At 61.5% G+C, this 25,119-nt stretch carries 28 protein-coding genes and 1 pseudogene; 25 read left to right on the top strand and 4 right to left on the bottom strand.

Annotated features, from left to right (window positions below; genetic code table 11):
- Positions 1–34: 34 nt before the first annotated feature.
- The 15 genes and pseudogenes from PMX72_RS05580 (at position 35) to rplX (ending at position 9,458) form a co-directional block, all read left to right on the top strand.
- Complete coding sequence (locus PMX72_RS05580) at positions 35–1,249, top strand: PTS sugar transporter subunit IIC (protein ID WP_271729396.1); 1,215 nt, start codon at positions 35–37, stop codon at positions 1,247–1,249.
- 149 nt (positions 1,250–1,398) lie between these two features.
- A complete protein-coding gene (locus tag PMX72_RS05575) occupies positions 1,399–2,553 on the top strand; it encodes a cation diffusion facilitator family transporter (RefSeq protein ID WP_271729395.1) in 1,155 nt (384 codons plus the stop codon).
- 39 nt (positions 2,554–2,592) lie between these two features.
- Positions 2,593–3,219 (top strand): histidine phosphatase family protein, encoded by a 627-nt coding sequence (locus PMX72_RS05570; protein ID WP_117843487.1) that lies wholly within the window; start codon positions 2,593–2,595, stop codon positions 3,217–3,219.
- Positions 3,220–3,669: 450 nt separating this feature from the next.
- Positions 3,670–4,290 (top strand): 50S ribosomal protein L3, encoded by a 621-nt coding sequence (gene rplC, locus PMX72_RS05565; protein ID WP_035137484.1) that lies wholly within the window; start codon positions 3,670–3,672, stop codon positions 4,288–4,290.
- A 46-nt stretch (positions 4,291–4,336) separates the two neighbouring features.
- Positions 4,337–4,963, top strand: coding sequence for a 50S ribosomal protein L4 (gene rplD / locus PMX72_RS05560; RefSeq protein WP_006235032.1), 627 nt, complete (start codon positions 4,337–4,339; stop codon positions 4,961–4,963).
- Positions 4,964–5,251: a 50S ribosomal protein L23 gene (gene rplW, locus PMX72_RS05555; protein ID WP_022094197.1), complete on the top strand. Its 288-nt coding sequence runs from the start codon at positions 4,964–4,966 to the stop codon at positions 5,249–5,251.
- Between the two features lie 179 nt (positions 5,252–5,430).
- Positions 5,431–6,261, top strand: coding sequence for a 50S ribosomal protein L2 (rplB, locus tag PMX72_RS05550; RefSeq protein WP_055250219.1), 831 nt, complete (start codon positions 5,431–5,433; stop codon positions 6,259–6,261).
- Positions 6,262–6,293: 32 nt separating this feature from the next.
- A complete protein-coding gene (gene rpsS, locus PMX72_RS05545; protein ID WP_006235035.1) occupies positions 6,294–6,554 on the top strand; it encodes a 30S ribosomal protein S19 in 261 nt (86 codons plus the stop codon).
- A 14-nt stretch (positions 6,555–6,568) separates the two neighbouring features.
- Positions 6,569–6,940, top strand: a complete 372-nt coding sequence (rplV, locus tag PMX72_RS05540; RefSeq protein WP_006235036.1) for a 50S ribosomal protein L22 — start codon at positions 6,569–6,571, stop codon at positions 6,938–6,940.
- A 6-nt stretch (positions 6,941–6,946) separates the two neighbouring features.
- Complete coding sequence (gene rpsC / locus PMX72_RS05535; RefSeq protein WP_006235037.1) at positions 6,947–7,657, top strand: 30S ribosomal protein S3; 711 nt, start codon at positions 6,947–6,949, stop codon at positions 7,655–7,657.
- Positions 7,657–8,073 (top strand): annotated as a pseudogene (gene rplP / locus PMX72_RS05530) (50S ribosomal protein L16); the annotation flags it as partial. The gene rpsC and the pseudogene rplP, both read left to right, overlap by 1 nt.
- Before the next feature lie 86 nt (positions 8,074–8,159).
- Positions 8,160–8,375 carry a 50S ribosomal protein L29 gene (gene rpmC / locus PMX72_RS05525; protein WP_006235039.1) on the top strand — a complete coding sequence of 72 codons (216 nt, stop codon included), beginning with the start codon at positions 8,160–8,162 and terminating at the stop codon, positions 8,373–8,375.
- A gap of 16 nt (positions 8,376–8,391) precedes the next feature.
- Positions 8,392–8,652, top strand: a complete 261-nt coding sequence (gene rpsQ / locus PMX72_RS05520; protein ID WP_006235040.1) for a 30S ribosomal protein S17 — start codon at positions 8,392–8,394, stop codon at positions 8,650–8,652.
- A 118-nt stretch (positions 8,653–8,770) separates the two neighbouring features.
- Positions 8,771–9,139, top strand: coding sequence for a 50S ribosomal protein L14 (rplN, locus tag PMX72_RS05515; RefSeq protein WP_006235041.1), 369 nt, complete (start codon positions 8,771–8,773; stop codon positions 9,137–9,139).
- A gap of 13 nt (positions 9,140–9,152) precedes the next feature.
- Positions 9,153–9,458: a 50S ribosomal protein L24 gene (gene rplX, locus PMX72_RS05510; protein ID WP_006235043.1), complete on the top strand. Its 306-nt coding sequence runs from the start codon at positions 9,153–9,155 to the stop codon at positions 9,456–9,458.
- 769 nt (positions 9,459–10,227) lie between these two features.
- On the opposite strand, the gene PMX72_RS05505 is transcribed toward rplX, so the two are convergent.
- Positions 10,228–10,329, bottom strand: a complete 102-nt coding sequence (locus PMX72_RS05505) for an IS3 family transposase (RefSeq protein ID WP_231501554.1) — start codon at positions 10,327–10,329, stop codon at positions 10,228–10,230.
- Between the two features lie 342 nt (positions 10,330–10,671).
- Between PMX72_RS05505 and PMX72_RS05500 the strand changes: the two genes are divergently transcribed.
- From PMX72_RS05500 to PMX72_RS05465, 8 genes are all read left to right on the top strand, one after another.
- A complete protein-coding gene (locus PMX72_RS05500; RefSeq protein WP_334203748.1) occupies positions 10,672–11,004 on the top strand; it encodes a 5'-methylthioadenosine/S-adenosylhomocysteine nucleosidase in 333 nt (110 codons plus the stop codon).
- A gap of 193 nt (positions 11,005–11,197) precedes the next feature.
- Entirely contained in the window at positions 11,198–13,939 is a 2,742-nt protein-coding gene (locus PMX72_RS05495; protein ID WP_271729394.1) for a PRD domain-containing protein, read from the top strand.
- 123 nt (positions 13,940–14,062) lie between these two features.
- Positions 14,063–14,536 carry a PTS sugar transporter subunit IIB gene (locus PMX72_RS05490; RefSeq protein WP_089572478.1) on the top strand — a complete coding sequence of 158 codons (474 nt, stop codon included), beginning with the start codon at positions 14,063–14,065 and terminating at the stop codon, positions 14,534–14,536.
- 9 nt (positions 14,537–14,545) lie between these two features.
- Positions 14,546–15,331, top strand: a complete 786-nt coding sequence (locus PMX72_RS05485; RefSeq protein WP_089572477.1) for a PTS mannose/fructose/sorbose/N-acetylgalactosamine transporter subunit IIC — start codon at positions 14,546–14,548, stop codon at positions 15,329–15,331.
- A gap of 2 nt (positions 15,332–15,333) precedes the next feature.
- Positions 15,334–16,167, top strand: a complete 834-nt coding sequence (locus PMX72_RS05480) for a PTS system mannose/fructose/sorbose family transporter subunit IID (protein WP_089572476.1) — start codon at positions 15,334–15,336, stop codon at positions 16,165–16,167.
- A gap of 26 nt (positions 16,168–16,193) precedes the next feature.
- A complete protein-coding gene (locus PMX72_RS05475; protein ID WP_089572475.1) occupies positions 16,194–16,592 on the top strand; it encodes a PTS sugar transporter subunit IIA in 399 nt (132 codons plus the stop codon).
- A gap of 12 nt (positions 16,593–16,604) precedes the next feature.
- Positions 16,605–17,729, top strand: a complete 1,125-nt coding sequence (locus PMX72_RS05470) for a glycoside hydrolase family 172 protein (RefSeq protein ID WP_172676343.1) — start codon at positions 16,605–16,607, stop codon at positions 17,727–17,729.
- A 79-nt stretch (positions 17,730–17,808) separates the two neighbouring features.
- Positions 17,809–18,693, top strand: a complete 885-nt coding sequence (locus tag PMX72_RS05465; RefSeq protein WP_271729393.1) for an ROK family protein — start codon at positions 17,809–17,811, stop codon at positions 18,691–18,693.
- Positions 18,694–18,809: 116 nt separating this feature from the next.
- Here the strand turns inward: PMX72_RS05465 and PMX72_RS05460 are convergent, their stop codons facing one another.
- Positions 18,810–19,046 (bottom strand): hypothetical protein, encoded by a 237-nt coding sequence (locus tag PMX72_RS05460; protein WP_117765044.1) that lies wholly within the window; start codon positions 19,044–19,046, stop codon positions 18,810–18,812.
- A gap of 665 nt (positions 19,047–19,711) precedes the next feature.
- Between PMX72_RS05460 and PMX72_RS05455 the strand changes: the two genes are divergently transcribed.
- Positions 19,712–20,791: a Gfo/Idh/MocA family protein gene (locus PMX72_RS05455; protein ID WP_118094692.1), complete on the top strand. Its 1,080-nt coding sequence runs from the start codon at positions 19,712–19,714 to the stop codon at positions 20,789–20,791.
- Positions 20,792–20,794: 3 nt separating this feature from the next.
- Positions 20,795–21,541, top strand: a complete 747-nt coding sequence (locus tag PMX72_RS05450; RefSeq protein ID WP_118094693.1) for a DeoR/GlpR family DNA-binding transcription regulator — start codon at positions 20,795–20,797, stop codon at positions 21,539–21,541.
- Positions 21,542–21,939: 398 nt separating this feature from the next.
- On the opposite strand, the gene PMX72_RS05445 is transcribed toward PMX72_RS05450, so the two are convergent.
- Positions 21,940–22,599, bottom strand: a complete 660-nt coding sequence (locus tag PMX72_RS05445) for an RluA family pseudouridine synthase (RefSeq protein ID WP_233503210.1) — start codon at positions 22,597–22,599, stop codon at positions 21,940–21,942.
- Between the two features lie 15 nt (positions 22,600–22,614).
- Positions 22,615–25,110, bottom strand: coding sequence for a U32 family peptidase (locus PMX72_RS05440; RefSeq protein ID WP_117564163.1), 2,496 nt, complete (start codon positions 25,108–25,110; stop codon positions 22,615–22,617).
- Between the last annotated feature and the right edge of the window lie 9 nt (positions 25,111–25,119).

Here is a 25,119-nt window from a genome sequence, read left to right as displayed (position 1 = left end):
GACAGTCCGCATGTCACATTGGGAAAGGCGTTCCATGTCACAAGTTTCTAACACCTCGTTTACAACGACGGTTTCATCAAACGCCATGGCCGTGGTGGACTATCTGTCCAAAAGCATGATGTCGGCGTTGCCGTTTATTGTCTGCGCGGCGCTGTTCCGCACCGTTGCCGTCATTATGGGCGAAGGCATGCTTGGTCTATGGCCTGCCGATTCCGAAATCTATCGCCTGTTTTACAGCTGGCTGTATAACGCTGGCTATTACTTTTTGCCCATCTATCTTGGTTGGGCCGCTGCCCGCCAGCTCGGTTGCTCGGAGCAGCTGGGCATGATGCTGGGCGGCGTATTGATTGTGCCCGATCTGCTTAAGCTCGTTGATGCCGCATCGACGACGGGGGCATCGATGACTTTCGTGTATGATCTACTTCCCGCGCCGGTCAACGATTACACGACGACTGTTATTCCGGTTCTCATCTCGGTGCCCGTGCTATGGCAGGTGGAGCGTTTCTTTAAGCGCACTATCCCTCAGGCTGTGGCGTTTTCTTTTGTACCGTTTGCAACCATGCTTGTCATGGTTCCGGTGTCGCTGTGTGTTACGGCGCCGGCAGGCAGCTATCTGGGCATGCTGTTGGGACAGCTTATGTTTATGCTTGGCAATTCCGGTGGCATCGTGTCGCTGCTCACGCTCATGGGGCTTGCCGCGGGCTGGGAGTTTCTTAAGATCGCGGGTGTCAGCAACGTTGTCCTATCGCTCGCCTATGCGCAGTTTATGAGTGTGGGAACGGATTCGTGCATCCTGATCGCCGCGACGATGGCAACGTTCGCCGTTTGGGGTATGCCCTTTGGCGCGTCGCTCCGCGTTGCGGATAAGTACGAGAAGGCGCTCATGCTGGGCTATTCAATCTCGGGGATTCTTGGCGGCGTAAGCGAGCCAGCGCTGTACGGATGCGGCTTTAAATATGGCAGGTGTCTGACGTGCATGGCCGTTGGCGGCGCCGTCGGAGGCCTTGTTGCGGCCGTGGGCCACGTTACGGCTTATACCATCGGTATGACGAATGTCCTCATGGTCATTGGCTTTGCCACGGGCGGCATCTCGAATCTGCTGTGGTGCTGCGCTGCCGGCGGCGCAGCATTTGCGGTGTCTGCGGCGCTGAGCTGCTGTTTTGGCGTGGTGCCGGCGAAGGGGCAGACGACGGGGGACGGAGCTGATTCACCCGAAACCTCGAAGAGCGTGGCCGAAGCAAGCGCATAAACCCGTGCGACAAAGGGCGATTTCTTTGTCATGTTCCAAGGTCGTGGCCCGTGTGGGTTGCGGCCTTTTTGTATCTGTGGGGCAAAGTGGCTACACTACAATCCGTTTGAGCAATAGATATATAGGTAGTACCGTGGGGACTGATGAGGATGGTCGAGTGGATTGTTCGTCGTGCGCAGGGCGACCGTGCGCGCGTGGGAACGTTGACGGGCATAGTGTGTATTCTCGCCAATGTTGCGCTTTGCGCTGCGAAGGGTGCAATTGGCGTGCTGTCGGGATCGGTTTCGATTGTGGCGGACGCCATGAACAACCTGTCCGATGCCAGCTCGAACATCGTGAGCGTGCTTGGCTTTAAGCTGGCGGGCAAGCCGGCCGACCCCGAGCATCCTTACGGACATGGCCGCTACGAGTATCTCTCGGGTCTGGTCGTGGCGGCGCTCGTGCTGCTGATTGGCGTTGAGCTGGTGAAGTCCTCGGTTGAGCGCATCATCCACCCCGAACCTGTCGAGTTCTCGCTTGCCCTGGTGGCAGTCTTGGTGCTTTCGATGATTGTTAAGCTCTGGATGGCGGCCCTCAACCAAAAGCTCGGCGATCGCATTGAGTCCGAGACGTTGCATGCGACCGCTCAGGACTCAAAGAACGATGTCCTAGCTACGGGTGCCGTGCTGGCGTGCGCAATTGTTTCGCAGGTGACGCACATCAATCTTGACGCATGGGTCGGCCTTGCCGTTGGCGCCTATATCGGCTGGAGCGGCTTTGAGCTCATCCAGGATACGGTGAGCCCGCTTTTGGGCCAGGCACCCGATCCAAAGCTGGTCAAGCACATTCGAGACAAGATCATGAGCTACCCCGGCGTTTTGGGCGTTCACGATTTGATGGTTCACGACTACGGCCCGGGCAGGAAGTTCGCAAGCGCTCACGCCGAGATGGCAGCCGAGGCCAGCCCGCTGGAAAGTCACGACACGCTCGATAACATCGAGCAGTCGTTTAGGGTCGAAGACGGCATGATCGTCACGCTCCATTACGATCCCATCGTGACCGACGATCCAAAGGTGGCGAGCATGCGTCTGCGCATCAACGCTATGGCTCAAGAGATTGATAGCCGCCTCTCGATCCACGACCTACGCTGTGTTCCGGGCCCCACGCATACCAACGTGATCTTTGACTGCGTACGTCCCTCGGATTTGGCGATGAGCGCCGAGGACCTGAAGCGCGCGCTGGCGAAACGGGTCGAATCGGAATATCCCAAGTCGGTCGCCAAGATCACGATCGACGAAGACTACGTAGGCCATACCCACGAGTAGGGCTGTGCCAGCAAAGCAAGTTATACAGAAGGGGAGAGCATGAAGCGTCTATATCTACTCCGCCACGGTCAGACAGAATTCAACGTTAAAAAGCTCGTCCAGGGCCGCTGCGATTCTCCGTTGACCGATCTGGGCCGCAAGCAAGCGGGAATGGCAGCCGCATGGCTCAAAGCCCACGGCGTCGTCCCCGACAAAGTGGTCTCTTCGCCCTTAGGCCGAGCCATGGACACGGCTCAGCTCGTCGCATGCGAGCTCCTCGGCCCGGACACAGCAGTCGAGCCCTGCGAAGGCATCATCGAGCGCAGCTACGGCACCTTCGAAGAAGGCCCCCACGACGCCCTACCCACCGACGTCTGGGACCCCGGCGAGGACCTGATCCCATTTGGCGGAGAAGGAAGCCATGCCCTGCAGGAGCGCATGGTGGGCACCCTCACCAATCTCATGGGCGCCGAGGGCATCGAAACCCTTCTAGCAGTAAGCCACGGCAGCGCCAGCCGCCAATTCATCAAGGCTGCAGCCCCAGAGGGCTTCGAGCTCCCAACAAAACTCCCCAACTGCGCCATTATGATTTTCGATTTTGATGAGGCGGAGCCACAAGTAGAGGGCGAGCCAATGCAATGCAAGTTCACCCTCCAGCAAATAGTGGACCCCCAACAAAGTCATTAGCCTGAGCGAGCAGAGTTAAGCAGACATCAACGTGTCGTCTCCCGAGCACGGCGGAGGGCCGGAGAAATATATTAAGGTCATCGCGAGTTCCGCACGCAAAGGAGAGCACTTAATGTGCTCTCCGTCTTGCGCAGGACTGTAGAGCAGGGACCTTAATATATTTCTCCGGCCCTCCGCCGTGCTCGGGAGCCATCCACGCACTTTACCTGCGTAAACAATGTGAGTGAAATATGAATCTCGATGGATACGCCCGCAGCCGTGTATACTAAACAGCTGTGTGAAACCAGGGGAGTATTCTGGCTGGACAAAATGCCTGCTTAATAGGGTTGTCAGGTAGTCCGGGCGAAATACAAGGCTGGGGAGCACGTCGTGTAAGTAGTGGTCCTCTAGGGGCGTACGCTCGGTGGTGTACGCATTGTCCCAAGACCACGCGAGAGTTGGGATCATATCTTGATCAGCATGATTCTCGGCCGCAAGATTGGCATGACCCAGGTTTGGGACGAGGACGACAACGTCGTTCCCGTCACGGTCATCCAGGCTGGCCCCTGCGCTGTCTCGCAGGTTAAAACTCAGGCAACCGACGGCTATGACGCCGTCCAGATCGGTTTCGGCGACATCAAGGCCAAGAACGTGAACAAGCCCATGGCTGGTCACTTCGCCAAGGCTGGCGTCGAGCCTGTCCGCTTCCTTCGTGAGGTCCGCGTCGAGAACGGCGAGGAGCACAAGGTCGGCGAGGTCGTCACCGTCGCTGATTTCGCTGATGTCGAGAAGGTCGACGTCATCGGTACCTCCAAGGGTAAGGGCTTCCAGGGTCGCATCAAGCGCTGGGGTCAGCGCCGCGGTCCTATGACGCATGGTTCTCACTTCCAGCGTCACCCCGGTTCTATCGGTCAGTGCGCCTATCCTGCGCGCGTCCTCAAGGGCGTCAAGATGGCCGGTCACATGGGTAACGAGCGCGTTACCGTCAAGAACCTTTCCGTTGTCCGCATCGATGCCGAGCAGAACCTCATCTTGGTCAAGGGCGCTGTCCCGGGTGCCAAGAATGGTCTCGTCGCCATCCGTATGGCCTAAGGGCCCAGCCCATTTAGCCCAGCGTCATACCAAGGAGAACACTTAAATGGCAAAGTTTGAAGTAAAGAACAGCGAGGGCAAGAAGGTCGCCGAGGCCGAGCTCGCCGCTGAGGTGTACGGCATCGAGCCGAACATCCACGTTATGCACCACATCGTCAAGTGCCAGATGGCCTCTTGGCGTCAGGGCACCCAGTCTGCTAAGGGTCGCTCTGAGGTTTCCGGTGGCGGCAAGAAGCCTTGGCGTCAGAAGGGCACCGGCCGTGCCCGCCAGGGTTCCATCCGTGCTGCCCAGTGGCGTCACGGTGGCGTTGTCTTCGCCCCCAAGCCCCGTTCCTACGCTAAGCGTATGAACAACAAGGAGGTCAAGCTGGCTATGCGCTCCGCGCTGTCCGCCAAGCTGGCCGATGGCGAGCTCGTGCTCGTCGACGACTACGGCTTCGAGAAGCCTTCCACCAAGGCTGCCGTCGCCATGCTCAAGGCTCTCGGCCTTGAGGGCAAGCGTCTGACCATCATCGTTCGCGATGAGGACGTCAACGCCTACCTGTCGTTCCGCAACATTCCCAAGACGTTCATCATCACTGCCGACGAGGCCAACACCTACGATCTCGTCAACAACAACGCTGTGCTGATGCCCGCTGACATCGCCGCTCACTTCGGGGAGGTGCTTGCATAAATGACCGCCCACGAGATCATCATCCGTCCGATCGTGTCCGAGCGTTCCTTCTCCGGCATGGAGCTGAACAAGTACACGTTCGAGGTCGCCAAGGATGCTAACAAGTATCAGATCAAGGACGCTGTCGAGGAGATCTTCGGCGTCAAGGTCGTTCGCGTGAACACCCTGACGGTCAAGCCCAAGACCAAGCGCGTGCGCTATGTCGCCGGCAAGACCCGTTCTTGGAAGAAGGCCATCGTCACGCTGGCCGAGGGCGACACCATCGAGGTCTTTGGCAACCAGGCCTAAGACTCGCTGCTGTTGAGTGGGCTCATGCCTCCCAAATAGGGGAGGCGGGAGCTCAAGGTTTTGGGCGTATAAAATGGACACGCCCGGAACCGTGTATACGTCCGGTGTCATCGCACCCGAGGCAGAACCTCGAATCCCTGTCTGCGATGGCTAACGGATTCCTATTGAAAGGGATTGTAATGGCTGTAAAGCACCTTAAGCCGACCTCCGCTGGTAGGCGTTGGCAGACGATCTCCGATTTCTCCGAGATCACCTGCACCAAGCCCGAGAAGTCTCTTCTCGAGCCCCTGCCCAAGAAGGCCGGTCGTAACAACAACGGCCGCATCACCACCCGCCACCAGGGCGGCGGCGTGAAGCGTCGTTACCGCGTGATCGACTTCAAGCGCAACAAGGACGGCGTGCCCGCCAAGGTTGCCACGATCGAGTACGATCCGAACCGTTCCGCTCGCATCGCTCTGCTGCACTACGCTGACGGTGAGAAGCGCTACATCCTGGCCCCCAAGGGCCTCGAGGTCGGTCAGACCATCATGTCCGGTTCTGACGCCGACATCAAGCCGGGCAACGCTCTGCCCCTCGCCGACATCCCCGTCGGTACGCTCATCCACGCCGTCGAGTTCCAGCCGGGTAAGGGCGCTGCTATCGCTCGTTCCGCCGGTAACTCCTGCCAGCTGATGGGTAAGGAGGGCAAGTACGCTATCGTCCGTATGCCTTCCTCCGAGATGCGCCGCATCCTCGTTACCTGCCGCGCCACCGTCGGTGAGGTCGGCAACGCCGATCACGCCAACATCGTCATCGGCAAGGCCGGCCGTAAGCGTCACATGAACGTGCGCCCGACCGTCCGCGGTACCGTCATGAACCCTGTCGACCACCCGCACGGCGGTGGCGAGGGCAAGAACCACACCTCTGGTCGTCCCTCTGTTACCCCCTGGGGTAAGCCGACGAAGGGCCTTCGTACGCGCAAGAAGAAGAAGGTCTCGAACCAGCACATCATTCGTCGCCGTAAGAAGTAATTTCGGATACCGAGTTTTAGGAGAAAGCACTTATGAGCAGAAGTCTCAAAAAGGGCCCGTTCGTGGAGACTCGCCTTCTCTCGCGTATCACCGCGATGAACGAGGCTGGCAAGAAGGACGTCGTGAAGACCTGGTCCCGCGCGTCCACCATCTTCCCCGAGATGGTTGGTCACACCATCGCCGTCCACGACGGCCGCAAGCATGTGCCCGTGTATGTTACCGAGTCCATGGTTGGTCACAAGCTCGGCGAGTTCGCGCCGACTCGTACGTTCCGTGGCCACAAGGCCAAATAGGGGGTTAACCGTAAATGGCAACTAAGTCTATTGAAACTGAGGCCACCGAGGTTCGCGCCGTCGCTAAGTACGTGCGTGTTTCCCCCAGCAAGGCCCGCCTGGTGGTCGATCTGATCCGCCGCAAGCCTGTCGCTCAGGCCTTCGACATCCTTCACTTCTGCGACCGCGCCGTCGCCGTCGATGTCGAGAAGGTTCTCCGTTCCGCCGTTGCGAACGCCGAGAACAACAACGGTCTGCGTGCCGACAACCTGGTTGTCGCCGCTGCCTATGTTGACGAGGGTCCGACGCTTAAGCGCATCCGTCCCCGCGCCAAGGGTTCCGCTTCTCGCATTCTGAAGCGTACTTCCCACATCACCGTCGTCGTTGCTCCTCGAAAGGAGGCGTAAAGCTGTATGGGTCAGAAAGTCTACCCCACCGGCTTCCGTCTTGGCATCACCGAGAACTGGCGCTCCCGCTGGTTCGCAGAGAAGGATTACGCTAAGACCCTCGGTAACGATCTCGAGATCCGCAAGTACCTCGAGAAGCGTCTTTCCCGCGCAGCTGTCTCCCGCGTCGAGATCGAGCGCGCTGGCGACAAGGTGAAGGTCATCATCCTCACCGCTCGCCCCGGCGTTGTCATCGGTAAGAAGGGTGCCGAGATCGATACCCTCCGCACCGAGCTCGAGAAGGTCGCTGGCGTCTCCAAGGGCCAGCTCTCCGTCGACGTTGTCGAGATCAAGCGCCCCGAGCTCGACGCCAACCTCGTTGCTCAGTCTATCGCCGAGCAGCTCGAGGGCCGCGTTGCCTTCCGTCGCGCTATGCGCAAGGCTGTCCAGTCTGCCCGCAAGGCCGGCGCTAAGGGCATCCGTATCCAGTGCTCCGGTCGTCTCGGCGGTGCCGAGATGGGCCGTCGTGAGTGGTACCGCGAGGGTCGCGTGCCTCTGCACACCCTCCGTGCCAAGATCGACTACGGCACGGCCGTCGCCAGCACCACCATGGGCGCTTGCGGCGTGAAGGTCTGGATCTACCTGGGCGAGAAGCTCCCGGGCCAGCCTGTTCCCAACCCTGCACTCGAGGGCTCTTCCCGTCCTCGTCGTCGTAACTCCGAGAGGAGGGGTCAGTAGTGCTTGCCCCTAAGCGTATTCTTCACCGCAAGGTGCAGCGTGGCTCCATGAAGGGCCAGGCCAAGGGTAATACCGAGCTGCATTTCGGCGAGTTTGGTATCCAGGCTCTCGAGGCCCATTGGATCACCAACCGTCAGATTGAGGCCGCTCGTATTGCCATGACCCGCTACATGAAGCGTGGCGGTCGTGTCTACATCACGATCTTCCCCGATAAGCCCATCACCAAGAAGCCTGCCGAGACTCGCATGGGTTCTGGTAAGGGTAACCCCGAGGAGTGGGTGGCCGTCGTCAAGCCCGGCCGCATCATGTTCGAGGTCAAGGGCGTGCCCGAGGAGGTCGCTCGCGAGGCTCTGCGTCTTGCACAGCACAAGCTTCCCATCAAGACCAAGATTGTTGCTGCCAAGAACGCTGAGCAGCGCATCGAGAAGGAGATGGCTGAGGAGGCCGCTCTCGAGGCCAAGTGGGCTGCTGAGGACGCCGCCGCCGCCAAGGAGGAGAACTAATGAAGCCCGCAGAGATTCGTGAGCTCTCGGACGCTCAGCTCGTTGAGAAGCTGAAGGAAATGCGCGCCGAGCTCTTTAACCTTCGTTTCCAGATGGCCACCAGCCAGCTGGACAACACCGCTCGCGTCAACACCGTGAAGAAGGACATCGCTCGCGTCCTCACGGAGCAGCGCGCCCGCGAGATCGCAGCGGAGAAGTCCGCTGTCGCCGAGTAGGACCTAAGGAGAGAACATGACTGATTCGCGTAACTCGCGTAAGGTCCGTACGGGTGTCGTTACCTCCGTCTCCGGTGCCAAGACCATTGTTGTCACCATCACCGAGCGCAAGCGTCACCCCAAGTACGGCAAGATGATGACCAGCTCCAAGAAGCTGCACGCTCACGACGAGGAGTGCACGGCTGGCGTGGGCGACACCGTCCGCGTTATGGAGACCCGTCCTATGTCCAAGATGAAGCGTTGGCGCCTCATCGAGGTCGTCGAGCGCGCTAAATAAGCAGTCGCTCTTACGACTTGTACGTTTCCGAAGATGTGCGTATGCCTGGCTTGCATACCACGGGCCGTATAAAGGCTGCGCACCTCTCTTCGGTTCTTAGTTCGGAGGAACATCTACCATGATTCAGATGCAAACCATGCTGAACGTCGCCGACAACTCCGGCGCTCGCAAGATTCGCTGCATCAAGGTGCTTGGCGGTTCCAAGCGTCGTTATGCAGGCATCGGCGATGTGTTCATCGGTGCTGTCCAGGAGGCTACCCCTGGCGCCAACGTCAAGAAGAAGGACGTTGTCCGTTGCGTCGTCGTTCGCACCGTTAAGGAGATCCGCCGCAAGGATGGCTCCTACATTCGCTTTGATGAGAACGCCTGCGTTGTCATCAACAACGATGGTTCGCCCGTCGGCACCCGTATCTTCGGGCCCGTCGCTCGCGAGCTTCGTGACAAGAAGTACATGAAGATCGTCTCGCTCGCTCCCGAGACCCTGTAGTTAGGGGAGATATATGTATATCAAGAAGGGCGATAAGGTCCAGGTTCTCTCTGGTAAGGATCGCGGCAAGCAGGGCGTTGTCCTGCGTGCTCTCCCCGCCGAGAACAAGGTCGTTGTCGAGGGCGTTTCGGTCGTCAAGAAGGCCGTCAAGCCCAACGCTGCCAACCAGCAGGGCGGCATCGTTTCGCAGGAGGCTCCCATCGACGCCTCCAACGTCAATCTCGTTTGCCCCGAGTGCGGTAAGGTTACCCGCGTTGGTCACGAGAAGGACGGCAAGAACAAGCTGCGCGTCTGCAAGAAGTGCGGCCACAAGTTCTAAGCTGCCCGCAACATCAAGTTGCTAGCAAAGGCCCGGATGCCCCACGGCACCCGGGCCTTTTTCTATCCCCACTCGATGGCTTCGGTTCTGCCGTCCCGTCATTCCGGTTGCATCCAGTTTTCGGTGCCGTCTCGAATCGAGTGCCGCCAGGTGACACCCTGTCGCGTTTCGTCGGCTTCGGGGACAAAAGTCGGGACAACTCCAAAAACTATTTTCGAACTCAGGGCTTTGAGTTTTTGTTTTTGTCCCAAAGGGCGCGGCGGGATGCCTTTGGAGGCTCGATAGCGCCGAAAACGCCCGTTTTGAAACTTAAATGCCTTTTCGCGTGCAAGCCGCCAGCTGCAATAGGAAGTGAATCAACGCAGGTGGCTTTCAAGCAGTTTGCAAAACTGCAGGTCGCAGGTCTTCATTGCCAGTAGGAGAAATGAGTAGTCTCAGGTGGCTTGCCCATGAGTTGACGAACGGGATTTGAGATTACGCTGACGTCCGGAAACGCTTCGAGCACGGCGTTACGTTTTTGGGGTTTGGGCGTAGCCCCTGCACCCGCGAGTGCGAGCCTTAAGCCCGCCGAGAGGGTGACGCGTCGAAAACGAAGGGGAAAGAGAGAAGGGGCCGTCCCTATCATTCAGGTTGCGACCGAAGAAGACAAGGAGACCCCCTGAGCCTGAATGATGCCCCACAGACCGCGTCCGACCGAGCTCAAGCCGAGCTTTTCCTGACGTCCGCCTTCGCGAAGATGATGGCTGGATTGGCTATGGATTGGCAACACTTATTTGGACGATTCCGGGAGGGACGGCCCCGCCTCCCTGAACTCGACCGGCGACATGTAGCCCAGCGTCGAGTGGATCCTGAAGTTGTTGTACCAGTGCACGTAATCCAAGAGCTTGGCTCGGAGCTCGCGCGTCCCTCCTCGGTCCTTCGGAGTGGCCGACGATCTCCCCGTTGCAGAGGTCGACGAGCAGGCAGACGTAGTTCCACGACGCCCCGACGCGCACGCAGGCCAAGTCGCTGCATATATGGGTGCACGGCGCCCTGCCGCCGAAGCCGCGCGCGACGACGTTCGACACGTCGGCCTCGTTGACCGCCCCGGGGTGCACCTTGAACCTCTTCCTGCCGTATGCGCCGGCCAGGCCGTTCTCCCTCATGATGCGGCAGACGCGGCGCCGGCTGACGGTAACGCCCGACCTCCCGGGCGACGCCTTGATCTTGCGCGATCCGTTCCGGCCCTTGCTGGCGGCGTGCGCCGCCGCGGCCGCCGTCGCCCCCCGACATTAAGGTCCTCAAGGGCCGCGTCGTCTCCGGCGACCAGTTCGTCTCGCCCGCGGAACAGAAGGAGCGAATCCTCGCGACCTTCGGCGACCTGTGCTGCGAGATGGAGGGCTGCACCATCGCGCAGGCCGCTTATCTCAACGGCGTGCCCCTCGTCGTCGTGCGCGCCATCAGCGACAAGCCCTGCGCCGAGGGCCGGGTCGTCGACTACAACACCTTCGAGAAGAAGGCCGCCTGCGACTGCGCCCGCATCGCCGCGCGCATGGTTAAGCTTTAGGCCCTGCGCGCCGGGGCCCTTTCCAAAGCGAAGTGTCGAGCCGAAGTGTTGAGCGTCGGCCCTGAATGTTCAATGGCCGTTGTTTTCTGCCCCTCAAGTGGTGGACTTTTCCTCGGAGCTGTTGATTCCCCCACGCGCCCCCTTCCGTTCTCTGTTCTCCCCTTATACTCCTTGTACGAGGAGGTAAGAAGTCATGGACAAGACCACACAGGACAGCTTGGCAAAGAAACCCGTCGACATGAGGGACAGGATTCTCGAGCATCTCGAGGCCCTCACCTCTGCCGTCTCGCTCGACGACCTTGCCCGTCTGTCCACCTCCGACATCGCCGAGACGCTCATCATCTCCAGGAGCCTGGCGAGCCAGTACCTCAACGACCTTGTTCGCGCCGGTCTTGTGGTTAAGGTGGCGGGCAGGCCTGTCCGTTATTTTCATTGCCGCGCGTTCCAGAAGCGTTTTCAGGTAAAGCTCTCTGCAAGCGAGTACGCCTCGCTCGCCGACCTCATCCAGGCGACGGGAATCGCCGATCACCGCGACTTCGCGCGTGCCGTGGGCTTCGACATGAGCCTCAGCTCCGTTGTCGAGCAGTGCAAGGCTGCGGTTCAGTACCCTCCGTTTGGCCTGCCCATCCTCTTGAGCGGCGGCGTGGATGTCGGTAAGTCTTTCCTTTCTCGCCTTGTGTACGAGTACGGCAAGAACCAGGGCTTGCTGTCCCGCGACTCCTCCTATGTGCGCATCGACTGCGCCGGGGTCCCGGACGCCGCCTCGTTCAACGGGCTTCTTGACGAGTCGATCGCGAAAGCGCGCGGGGGTGTGGTCTTTGTCAACGGCATCGAGGCACTCTCTCCCTCTGCGATGGAGCACTGCCTTGCGACGGCCCTCGGGCTCGATGCCTCCCAGGATGCGCCGCGCGCTCGCCTCGTTCTTTCGACGACGCTTTCCGCCGATGACCTGAAGGTTTCCTCGGCCTACAGCAAAATGCCCATCTGTGCCCGCGTCCCCTCACTCAAGGAGCGGACCCCCGAGGAGCGCGAGGATCTCATCTTGAGCTTCCTGCGCAGCGAGGGGTGCCGAATCGGTTCTGATGTGAAGATCAGCCGCGGCGCATACCGTTGCCTCGTGAACGCGGACTTTTCCGATAACATCGCCGGCTTGCGCGCCTGCGTGACGAACTGCTGTGCCAAAGCGTTCCTCAATCGCGAGGGCGACTACGTCGTCGTTCGCCCGTATCTTCTTCCCAGCGGGCTCCTCTCCTCCGCGCAGATCGATCAACAGCCCGACGATGGCGTTCTGATCGACGCGTCTCTGGATGCCGCCGAGAGCACAGGGCCGGTCGAGCAGGCGCTCGATGCCCTGTGCTCCCTCGATGAGCGATTCTGCGCCGGGGAGCTCTCTGTCTCCGAGCTTGTCTCGCAAGCTGTCTCCGCTGTGCGCGGCGTTGAGGATCACTTGATCTTCGACCACGGCGTCGCCTCCTCGAGGTCGCGCGCCTTCGAGCGCGTCGTGGGCGCGGTCCTTGCCGACGCAGGCTCTTCTTATGGCATCGAGCTTTCGAGGAAGGTCGCTTTTCTACTGGCCCAGGAGATTTGCCTGCAGTTGTGGCCGGGTATCGGCCTGGCTAAGCGAAAGTCTGCCTGTGCGGAGCAAATCTCCCATCTCCTCGGTGCCGTGACCTCCGAATTGCCGTTTGCCTCGAGTGTCTCCGATCAGGTCGCCGCAGACGTGGAAGGGGCGCTGGGAATCTCGCTCGATCACTTCACGAAGACGCTTCTGACGCTGTGCGTCGCATCGGAGTCTCGCGATGCGAAGGCCCTTCGGACGCTCTGCGTCATCTTGTCCCACGGCTACTCAACGGCGACGAGCATCGCCGACGCGGCGAACCGTATGCTCGGCATGCATGTGTACGAGGCTGTCGACATGCCCTACGACCAGCAGCTGAAGGACATCGTCGGTCCGCTCCAGCGCCTCGTCGACCGCCATTCCTACTGCACCGGGGTCGTGTTCCTCGTCGACATGGGCTCCTTGGAGGAGGCCTATAAGGCCCTCGAGAACGTTACCGACTCCACTATCGGCGTGGTGAACAACGTCTCTACCGGTCTTGCGCTCGAGATCGGGGTCGGGCTGCTCGGCGGCAAGTCCATCGCCGAGGTTCTTGGCGATGCGACCGCCGCGTGCGTGACGCACTGCAAGGTGATCGAGCGCGTCAACCGTGAGGACGCCATCGTCTTCTGCTCCGAGTCCGGGGTCGACGCCGCGGAGAGGATACGCCAGCTCGTCTCGCAGAGCCTCCCGCGCACCATAGGCGCGCGCCTGCTCACGAGGCCCTTCAAGCAGCTCGTCGCGAACGGGTCGAACGACGCCGTTTTCTCCGAGCACCGCGTCTGCGCCGTCATCGGCACGGGAGACCCCGGGGTCGCCTCCGTCCCCTTCGTCGCCCTCGAGGACATCATGTCGACGGCGTCCGCCTCTAAGGTTGATGCCGTGTTCGGCAGGTGGCTTGACGCTTCCGAGCTCTCTTCTTTCCACGAGAAGCTGCTCTCGAACATGACGCTGCAGAACGTCATCCGCTCCATCACCATCCTCGACCCGGAGCGGCTATTCCATGAGATCGAGAGCGCCGTGCACGAGCTTCAGCGCAGGACAGGCGAGAAGATCGGCAGCAACGCCATCATTGGGCTCTACGTTCACCTCTGCTGTCTCGTCGAGCGCCTTGTTACCAGAAACCCCATTGAGACCTACGTTGGCCAGGACCGCTTCGAGGAGGAACGCGCCGATTTCATCGAGTCCTTCAGGCAGAGCTTCTCGAGCATCTCGACGCGCTATCGCGTAGAGGTTCCCGTAAGCGAGATCGCATATGTCTTCGACTACATAAGCGTGAGCGCCGCCCCGGCGCGAGAAGAGCGCCTCGGCTCCTCGGACCTCCTGCTCGACGAGTGACCTTCCCCGCGCCGCCGCAAGCTGACCGCGCGTCCTCAATAATCCGATAACCCCTTGCCCGGCGCGAATCCGGATAGCGCCGAGGCAGTACCGAACGCAAAACTTCATTTGATAGGAGCAAACATGAGTGTTGTTATGGCACGAATCGACAATCGCCTGCTTCACGGCATCATCGTGACGCAGTGGGCCCCGGTGTCGGGCGCGACCCGAGTCATGGTCATCGACGACAAGGTCGCCGGCGACGAGGTCCTGAAGTCCACCATGAGGATGGCGCGCCCCGCGGGCATGGCCGTTTCGATCATCTCCGAGCAGACCGCGCTCAAGAACTTCGCCGCGGGCAAGTACGACCGCGAGAAGGTCTTCGTCATCGCCAAGGAGCCCGAGACGATGCTTCGCCTGGTCGAGTCGGGCGTCGAGCTCCCGTCGCTGGTCGTCGGCGGCTCGCTCGTCAAGGAGGACGGCATCCAGCTCACCCAGCGCGCCTACGCCTCCGCCGAGAACGTCCAGAGCTACAAGGCGCTCATCGCCCGTGGCGTCAAGGTGACGGCCCAGTTCGTGCCCGCCGACAAGCCCGTCTCCGTCGCAGACCTCATCTAAGGGGGAAATATGGTCAACTTCACTATCCTGCAGGTCGTCCTTTTGACCCTGCTGGCCTTCATCAAGCACGTGGACTACTACGGCATCCCGATGATCTTCGTCAATTACGCCGTTTTCTGGGGCCTCATCACCGGAGTCGTCATGGGCGACTGGAAGACCGGCCTTGTCATCGGCGGCACCATTCAGCTCATGCAGCTCGGCGTCGCGGGCTTCGGCGGCTCCTCCATTCCCGACTACGGCACGATGGCCATCATCGCCACCGCCTACGGCGTGACCCTGGGCTCCGACACGGGCCTCGCCATCGGCCTGCCGGTCGGCATGCTCGGCATCCAGCTCGACGTCGTCGCCAAGATCCTCAACGGCTTTGTCGTCGAGAAGTCCCAGAAGTTCTGCAACGAGGGTAAGTTCAATCAGATGAACGCCATCCTGTGGGTCTGCCCCGCGCTCTTCGGCCTGTGCGCCGCCCTGCCCGTCTTTGTCTCCGTGACGCTCGGCCAGCCCGCCGTCAACTGGCTCCTCGAGGTCATGCCCCAGTGGTTCCTCTCCGGCCTCACCCTCGCCGGCAAGATGCTCCCGGCCGTCGGTATCGCCATGCTGCTCCGCTACATGCCAACCGCCAAGTACTTCCAGTACCTGCTCGCCGGCTTCTTCCTCTCGGCCTTCCTGAACGTGCCCATCATCGGCGCCGCCATCGTCGGCGTTGCCCTCGCGATTGCGTTCTACCAGCGTGCCGAGAGGGACACCGAGCTCGCCGCCCACGCTTCCGCAGACGCCTTCATCGGAGAGGATGAGTAACCATGGAAAACGAGAACATCACCGCCGTCGCCGAGGGCAAGCCCTCCGGCTACAAGGTCACCAAGAAGGACCTGCGCAACGCGAACTGGCGCTGGCTCATGAGCGTGTGCACCTTCAACTACCAGACCCAGCAGGGCGCCTCAGTCGCCTACGCCCTCTCGCCGGTCCTGAGGAAGATCTACACGAACGACGAGGACTATAAGCAAGCGCTCAACAACCACTTCCGCTACTACAACACCCAGCCTTGGCTCGCCGCCATCATTCTTGGCGCCTGCGTGGCCATGGAGGAGCGCGACGGCCTAGCGGCGGCGGACGCCGTCCAAGACCTGAAGATCGGCACCATGGGACCGCTCGCCGGCGTCGGCGACTCCCTGCTCATGACCATGATCCCGACCATCATGGGCTCCATCGCCGCCTACATGGCCATCGAGGGCAACCCCGTGGGAGCCGGCATCTGGTTCGCGCTCATCCTGGCCATCTTCTGGGTCCGCATGCACGCCCTCGAGTTCGGCTACAAGCAGGGCGTGAAGCTCGTCACCGACTTCAGCGAGAAGCTTCCCAACCTCACTGCCGCCGCCTCCGTGCTCGGCCTCACCGTGGTCGGCTGCCTCATCGCCTCGGTCATCGGCGTCACCTGCCCGATTAGCTTCAGCTTCGGCGACGTCGCGATGGAGATTCAGCCGCTGCTCGACAAGATCCTGCCTGCCATGATCCCCGCCGCCATCACGGGAAGCGCGTATTACCTTCTTACCAAGAAGAACGCGAGCATGACGGCCCTCATCCTCGTGGTGATCGTCCTCGCGATGGTCGCCTCCGCCGCCGGCATCCTCGCCTAGCTTCGACCCAAGAGATTGGTGAATCAATGAGAAAGATAGTTGTGGCGAGCCATTCCCTTCTCGCCCAGGGCTTCAAGGACACCCTCGAGTTCCTTACGGGTAAGGGCGACGCCGTCAACGCCGTGTGCGCCTACGTGAACGACAACGGCGAGGGGCTCGACGCGGCGGTCGAGGCGGCTCTTTCGGGCACTGACGAGGTCGTCGTCCTCACCGACGCGTACGGCGGCAGCGTGAACCAGCGCTTTTCCCGCTTCGCCTCCGACCGGATCCACGTGATCGCGGGTGTCAACCTTCCGCTCGCCATGACGGTCGCGCTCGCGCGCCCCGACGAGAAACTCGACTTCGACGCCCTCGTCAACGAGGCGCGCCAGCAGATCATCTACGTGAACGGTGCCAGTTCCGCCGAGTGCGACGACGACGAATAGAGGAGGTCGACGATGAGAGAGTTCCTTAAGGACGTGTGGATGCACGGCGGTGAGGAAAGCCGCGCCATCACCCCCGAGAACATCACGGGCGAGAAGGGCCGCGCCGCCATGTCGGCCAGCCACCTCGGCGTCGGCCGCAAGGGCTCGTGCTGCGTGCCCCTTGAGTCCGGCGAGACCATCACGCTCGCGGACATCGAGGGCCCCGGCATCATCCGCCACATCTGGATGACCGTCCCCGACAAGACCGCCGCCGGCAGCTTCGTCATGCGTGACCTCGTGCTGCGCTTCTACTGGGACGACGAGGAGACCCCCTCGGTCGAGTGCCCTGTCGGCGACTTCTTCTGCAACGGCTTCGGTGAGCGCGCCATCGTCAACTCGATGCCCATCTGCGTGAACCCGACGGGCGGCATGAACTGCTACTTCGAGATGCCCTTCAGGAAGCACGCCAAGGTCACGCTTACGAGCGAGCACCCCGGGTTCATTAAGTACATCTTCTACACGTTCAACTACGCGCTCACCGACGTGCCGGACGACGCCATGTACTTCCACGCCCGCTTTAACCGCGAGCGCAGCACCCGCAGGGGCGTCGACTACACCGTGCTCGACGGCGTGCGCGGCAAGGGCTACTACGTCGGCACCTACATGGCCCTGTGCGCCCTGGAGCGCTATTGGTGGGGCGAGGGCGAGATGAAGTTCTTCCTCGACGGCGACGAGGAGTTCCCCACGGTCACCTCGACGGGAGCCGAGGACTACTTCGGCGGTGCCTGGGCCTTCCTCGACAGGCCGCCCCACGCGCTGCCCGAGGCGCAGTGCTTCAACACGCTGTTCGCCGGCTACCCGTACCGCTCGACGCGCGACGCCACGCGCGACCGCTTCAGCGCGGGCAAGCCGAACCCGAATCCGATGCTCGCGACTAACGACGACGCGCTGCCCAGGCACGGCCTCTACAGGTGGCACCTTCCCGACCCGATCTCGTTCAAGGAGGACCTGCGCGTGACGTTCCAGGACCTCGGCAACGACGACATCAAGCTCTACGAGCGCGAGGACGACATCTCCACCGTCGCCTACTGGTACCAAAGCGAGCCGCACGCCGTGCTCGCCCCGTTTGCCGCGAGGCAGGACCGCGTGCCCAGGTAGGGTCGCCTCGAAACAAGCCAACGTTATGGGCGCCCGCGGTTGACCATGACTGCGGGCGTCCCTTTGTAAGGAGGATCACATGAGCGAAAAGCAAATGAGGCTCGGCGCCCTCGAAGCCGGCGGGACCAAGATGGTCTGTGCCGTGGTGTCCGGCGACGGCGAGGTCCTCGACCGTATGGAGACCCCGACGCTTACGCCCGCCGAGACCGTCCCGCAGATGATCGAGTGGTTCACCGCCCGCGATGTGGACGCGTTGGGCATCGGCGCCTTCGGCCCGACCTGCGTCGACCCCAACGACGAGCGCTACGGCTCCATCCTCCAGACGCCCAAGCTCGCGTGGCGAGGCCATGGTCTTCGCGCCGCGTTCGCCGACGCCCTCGGGATTCCGGTGGCCTACGACACGGACGTTAACGTTGCCTGCCTCGGCGAAGTGGTCTTCGGCTGCTGCAAGGGGCTCGAGGACGCCGTCTACGTGACCATCGGCACCGGCGTGGGCGCGGGCGTCATGTGCGCGGGCAGACTCCTTCACGGCATGCTGCACCCCGAGGCCGGTCACATGCTGGTAAGGACCCGTCCCACCGAGGAGGGACGCTGCGTCTGCCCGAGCCACGCGAGCTGTCTCGAGGGGCTCGCCTCCGGCCCCGCCATCGCCGCGCGCTGGGGAAAGCCCGCGGCCGAGCTCGCGGACAACGATGAGGTGTGGGCGCTCGAGGGGGATTATCTGGGGCAGATGTGCGCGAACCTCGTGCTCATGTACTCGCCTCGCCGCATCGTCCTCGGCGGCGGCGTGATGCGCCAGGAGCAGCTCTACGGCATCGTCCGCAAGAAGACCCTCGAATATCTGGGTGGCTACATCCAGACCGCCGAGCTTAAGGACATGGAGAGCTACATCTGCGCCCCGGGCTGCGGCGGCGACCAAGGAATCCTCGGCGCGGCCGAGCTGGCAAGAAGGGCGCTCGCGTAACTTGCGCTCTCTCCGCCATACAACGCGTTAAGAAAAGACGAGCGCTTCTTGCCAATTGAGCGGCAAGAAGTGCTCGTCTTTTGCATTTGTTTTTGGGGCAGGACGCCCCGCCTCCGCTAGAGTCCCTGGACCGCCACACCCACGAGGTTTGGACCGGTGTGGACAAGAAGCGCGGGGCTGATGTCGGAGCGGACGACCTCCACCGCGTTGGCCACGCGCTCGCACAGGGCCTGCTCCATACGGTCGTAGAGGTCGGCGTGGGCCGAGGTGCGGCTCGCGGCAAAGCGCACCTTGGGGTGCTTCTCGACGATGGCGGCGATGAGCTTGACCTCGGTGCGATGCGGTACTTGCACAGCCATTTCGTGTGCGCGAGGCTGTTGGCTTTCTGGGCCACAGCAATCACCTTCCCCCTAGTATGATGACCTGAACAATCCTCATGCTAGGGGGAAGGTTTTTGTCGCGTAGCGGAAATTGGCCTCCACCCGCTGAGCGGGTGGCTTTCTATGCCGCGCGTGCCGCGCGGCACGGACTAAAGTCCATGAATAAAAACGAGGAAGGCCACGTCCGGCCTCCCTCGCAAAGGGTCTCTGATTACTCCCACTCATTGGGGACAGACTTACATGAGTGATTGCACTCATTGGGGACAGACTTAAATGAGTGCTCTTGAAATGCCGGCGCCTGGGGACGTTCTTTTTCTGTCTGCAGTTTGGGACGTTCCTTTTCTGTCGGCAGTTTGGGACGGTCCTTAGAGCTGCAGCGCGTCATGAGCGACGAGGCGAAGCGGATCATCCTGTCTTTCGAGTTCTAAGCAGAATTCCCCGTCTCTGAGTAATGATTAGTGCGCATTTGTGCGTATTTGTGTGCGTAGGATTGCGTGGCTATGCGTGTATAAGCGCCGTCTGCTGCTGTATTATGACCATTTGGCGGTTATATACGCAAAAGTACGCACATACGCGCTAATTTGTGCGAATATAGAGACGGCAGAAATGTTAGACGCTCCATGACCCAGGAGGCACATATGGCAGATTCCAAGCAGGCTCCACTCGACGCCGCGGCAGCCGCCAAAGCAGCATTCGCTTCGGTCCAGGACAAGCCGTTCCCTAACGACATCTTTACGGCTCCCGAGCTCCGCTGGGCCGTGATCGGGTGCGGCGTTATCGCCAACCAGATGGCCCAGTCCCTCGCTCTTGCCGGCCGCAAGCTCGCGGGCGTCGCCAACCGCACGCTGTCCAAGGCTCAGACTTTTGCCGAGCAGTATGGCATCGAGAAGGTCTATGACACAGTCGAAGACCTCTACGCCGATCCGGACATCGACGCTGTCTATATCACCACGCCGCACAACACGCATATCACCTATCTGCGTGCCGCGCTGGCCGCCGGCAAGCACGTGCTCTGCGAGAAGGCCATTACCCTCAACTCTGCCGAGCTCGACGAGGCCCGCGCCATCGCCGACGAGCACAACGTGGTCCTTATGGATGCCACCACGGTGCTCCACATGCCGCTGTATCAGGAGCTGCGCCGTCGCATGGATGCGGGCGACTTTGGCCACATGAACCTCGCCCAGCTCAACTTTGGCAGCTATAAGGAGTACGGCGACCTGACCAACCGCTTCTACAACCGCAGCCTTGCCGGCGGCGCCATGCTCGACATTGGCGTGTATGCCCTGTCCGTCATGCGCCTCTTTATGGCAAGCCAGCCCGCTGAGGTCGTGTCTCTGGGCAACACCTGTGAGACTGGCGTTGACGTCGCGGGCGGCATTGTCTGCCGAAACGCCGAGCAGCAGCTGGGCGTCGTGAGCCTTACGCTCCACTCGAAGCAGCCCAAGCGCTCGGTCATCAGCTTTGACAAGTGCTATATCGAGGTCAACGAGTATCCGCGTGCCGACCATGCGATCATCGTGTGGACTGCAGACGGTCACCGTGAGGAGGTCCACGCCGGCACCGAGGCCTACGCGCTGTGCTACGAGATGGCTGACCTCGAGAAGGCCGTCGCCGGCGATGATTCCAAGCGTGAGCTTCTGGATTATGCTTCTGATGTTATGGAGCTGATGACTAAGCTCCGTGCCGATTGGGGAGTCGTCTACCCCGAGGAGGAGTAAGCGATGCTCGCGGAAGATAGGCTCAATGCGATCGTCTCGATGGTGCAGCAGGCTGGTTCAGTAACGGTGCCAGAGCTTGCCGATGCCCTGGGTGTGACGGCTTCTACCATTCGACGCGACCTGCAGACGCTTGACCGAGCGCACCGCATCGCCAAGGTGCACGGTGGCGCGACAAGCCTTGAGCGCGCGCACGTGACGCGCGACTTAACGATCAGTGAGCGCAGTGATCTCCATAACGACGACAAGGAGCGCATCTGCGCCCGTGCGGCGGCGCTTGTGGAGCCCGATAGTTTCGTGTATATCGATTCGGGTTCCACGACCCTCAAGCTCATCGAGCATCTTCCGCATCTCGAAGGGGTTACCTATGTGACTGATTCCGTGCTCCATGCTCAGCATCTCGCTTTGCGCGGCATGCGTACCGTGGTGCTGGGCGGCGAGCTCAAACCCGAGACCGAGGCGCTCGTTGGCCCCGATGCCTTGGCAACTCTAGAACGCTACAACTTCAACTGCGGCTTTTGGGGCTCCAACGGCATTGCCGCCGAGCAGGGTTTTACGACTCCCGATATCGAGGAAGCGCAGGTCAAGCGTATCTCGATGCGCCATACGGCCAAACGCTTCGTAATCTCGGACGCCAGCAAATTTGGCATGGTGGCGCCCGTCAAGTTCGCGGACTTCCGCGACGCAACAATTATTACCGCGGGCGAGGTGCCCGCAAAGTACCGGGCAATGGACAACGTCATCACGGTCTAGCGACGGGGCAAGGCCAAAATCATTTAGTTCTCTCAATAGAAAAGCGGCAACGTCCATTACGGGCGTTGCCGCTTTCGTTGTCTGCCGGTTTGTCTAAATCTGTAACAACCAGACCGTTAAAAGCAGGCTAGATGTTACAGATTGAGATTGCTTGGGGCGACGCTGGTGGTTTGTCTAAATCTATAACATCTGAGGCTGATTATGCCGAGCTACTGTTACAGATTGAGATTTTCACTTGAGGGGGATTCGAATGTCTCGATCTGTAACAGGTAGACCGGAAAATGGGCTCTAACTGTTACAGATCGAGACGTTTTGGGACCGCGGCTGAGTCATCGTGGCGGCATGACGTTTGACCAGATAAAACCTGTCAAAATAAACCTGTCCCTTTTTGGCAGGATTTAGGGCTCCCAGGGGCAGGGGGCTTCGATGTGGATGTGCTCGCCGGTTACGGGATGCGTGAAGGATACGCTGTGGGCGTGGAGCATCAGGCCGCAGGGACGCGGCGTGCCGTAGAGCTCGTCGCCAACCAGGGGATGGCGCTCGCTTGCCAGGTGCACGCGGATCTGATGCTTGCGACCGGTGAGCAGCTCGACATCGATATACGAGCGCGTGGGCAGGCCACGACGGCTCTTAAGACGCTTGAGCACCTTCACGCGCGTTTGAGACGGCTTGCCGCTGGCGCCGACGCGCATCTTTCGGCTGTCGTGACGGTCGCGGGCGATGGGCTTGTCGATGAGCTTTTCGTTCCAGTCGATCTTGCCCTCGGCGAGCGCCAGGTAGTGCTTTTCGAACGCGTGGTCGATGATCATCTGGTCAAAGGCGGGCTGCGTCTGCTTGTCGAGTGAGAACAGCACCACGCCGGTGGTGTCACGGTCCAGGCGATTGAGCGGCTGCATGTCGGTCGCGGCAAAGCCGTCGCCCATCGCCAGCAGCAGGTCGCTGGCGTAGTCGGTAAGTGTGCGCTCGCCGGTGCCGTCACCGTGGACGATCATGCCGGCGGGCTTGTCGATGGCCATGAGCCAGGCGTCGCAGTAGAGGACTTGAGGTTCTTCGTTCACGTGTAAGCCTTTCGGTTAGCTAATTCCCACAAACATGCAGCCCGAGGTGGCGCCGCGCAGGCGGGCGGCCGGCTTGCGGCCGGCTTGAGCCGCCTCGACAGCGCGACGGACGCGAGCGACGGCACGGCCAATCTCATCGGCCTCGAGCAAGGTTCCGTCGACCATAAGACGGCGCACGCCGGCATCGAGCAGCTGCGGAACTTGCGGCGTGAGGTCGATGGGGTAGGCGTCGTACAGGCGTGAGCGGCCGTGGATGTCGGTACGCACCGGCATGACCTTGCCGTCGATATTCTTGAGCGAGAGCTTGCGGGCACGCAGGCGGCAGTTGGCACAATCGTGGATGCAGCCGTTGGCAACCTGCAGAATGCAATGCTCGCTTGTCATGACGCGCGGGCGGCCAAAGACGGTGATGCCCAGAGCCGCGGGCGCGGCGGTGCCGAGCGAGATAATCTCGTCGAGCGTGATCTCGGGCGAGAGCCAAAACGCACCGGCTCCGCGCTCGGCAAGCGCCTCCATGCAGGGCGTGTTGTGCACCGGCAGGCAAGAGCGAATCTCGGCCGTGGCGCCAACCTGGGCGGCCAGGGCAAGCTCAGAGATGTTGCCAATAGCGACCGTGGCGCCGGCAACAACCCATGGGTCAACGCGGACGTGGTCAACGGCGCGGCAGACCTCATCGAGCACGGGTACGATGCCCTGCTCAAACGTATCGGCGGGGGAGAGCTTGGCCGCATCGAGCGCGTCGGTGGTCATGTAGATGCGCGTTGCACCCTCCGCCCGCGCTGCCTCGGCGGCCTCGAGCGAGGTGACGGTGGCGCAGATCTGCGGCTCGTCGCGGTAGTGCTCGGGCGCGGGGCGGGAATCACTGGTGACAATCGCCGGCAGCTCGAGCGTTTTCGCGCGCTCCGCGTACGGCGCCAGAATGGCCTCTTCCAGCGCCTTGCAAGCGGCGGCGCGCACCTTATGTACGGCGGAGAAACCCATGCCACAGCCCTCATCGAGCGCCACCTCAAAGCTCGCAGCCTCAAAGGGAGAGGAACCCATGCGGCCGACGTGCTCAACCAGATCGGACGCCTCGACCGCACGGGTCTTGGCGGCTTCGACGGTAAAGCCCGTGGCCGTGGCCGTAAGCGAAGGGTCGTCGCAGCAGGTGAGCGTAACGGTAAACGGCTCGCCCAGACGCGCCACGACGGACACATCAACAGCTCGGCGGCGCAGCACATCGCGCTTGAGCGCGGCGCCGGCGGCGTCGATGGCACGCTGACTGCGAATCACGCGGACGCGGCAGCCCTCGGGCATGCTGCGGGGTACGCGACATTCGATGACTTCACCGGCTGCGGCATCATCGGCGGCAATGGTGGTCAGGAACTGGTCAAACTCGTTATCGTGGCGAAGCTCCAGCAGGTCGCCCTTGCCCACGGGCTCAAACAGCTCAATACGGGCGATGGCGGCGCGGCGACGGCGGTCGTCGGGCTTGAGGCCGCGCACATCGCGGTTGGCCGGGCGGCTGCCCAGCACCGTGCCCACGATCTGGCCGCGGTTGTTGGAACGCTCATAGCTCATCATCTCGTCGCCCGAGGTGCCGTCCTGATAGGCGTGCGTAAAGTCGCGGTTAAAGCAGCGCTTGAGCTGGCGCTGGCGGGCGTCTTTCTCGTCCTTGGCAACGGTGGTTCCGGCCAGCATGTCATCAATCTGATGACGATACACGTCGACGATGGAATACACGTAATCGGGCGCCTTCATGCGGCCCTCGAGCTTGAGCGACGCGGCGCCGGCGTCATACAGGCGGCGAACAAGTTGTGAAGTGTTGGTGTCACGCGGGCACAGCGCGCGCTCGCGACCGGCAGGGGAGAGCGAGCGACCGTTCTCGTCGATCAGCTCGTAGGGCAAGCGGCAGGGCTGGGCGCACATGCCACGGTTGGCCGATCGTCCCGCCATGGCAAAGCTCGAAAGCAGACACAGGCCAGAGTAGCAAAAGCAGATGGCGCCATGGCTAAAGACCTCAAGGTCCACATCGGGCGCGGCATCGTGAATGGCGGCAATCTCGTCGATGGAAAGCTCGCGCGAGAGGGTCACGCGGTCGGCGCCCTGCTCGCGGCACCAAAGGGTTCCGCGGTCGTCGTGGATGTTCGCCTGGGTCGAGATATGCGTCTCGATGCCGGGCATCGTGCGCTTGACCTCAAAGAACAGGCCCCAGTCCTGGATGATGAAGGCGTCGGCGCCCAGCGTGGAGCAGCGATGGATGAGCTGCAGCGCATCGCTCATCTCGGATTCCTTGATGACGATGTTGACCGTGACGTAGACGCGCGAGCCGGCCAGATGCGCGGCGCGGCAGGCCTGCTCAAAGGCCTCGTCGGTAAAGTTGGTGGCCTTGCGGCGTGCGTTGAAGCTGCCCATGCCGCAGTAGATGGCGTCTGCCCCGGCGGCGAGCGCGGCGGCAAAGGGCTCCGGGCCTCCGGCGGGGGCCAAGAGTTCGGGTCTGCGGTTGGTGGTTCGACTGGCGGTTGCGGTCATATCCTGCCT

It is taken from the genome of Collinsella aerofaciens (genome assembly GCF_028207065.1).
Classification (GTDB): Bacteria; Actinomycetota; Coriobacteriia; order Coriobacteriales; family Coriobacteriaceae; genus Collinsella; species Collinsella aerofaciens_AR.
This window is presented reverse-complemented; position numbering and strand designations above follow the sequence as displayed.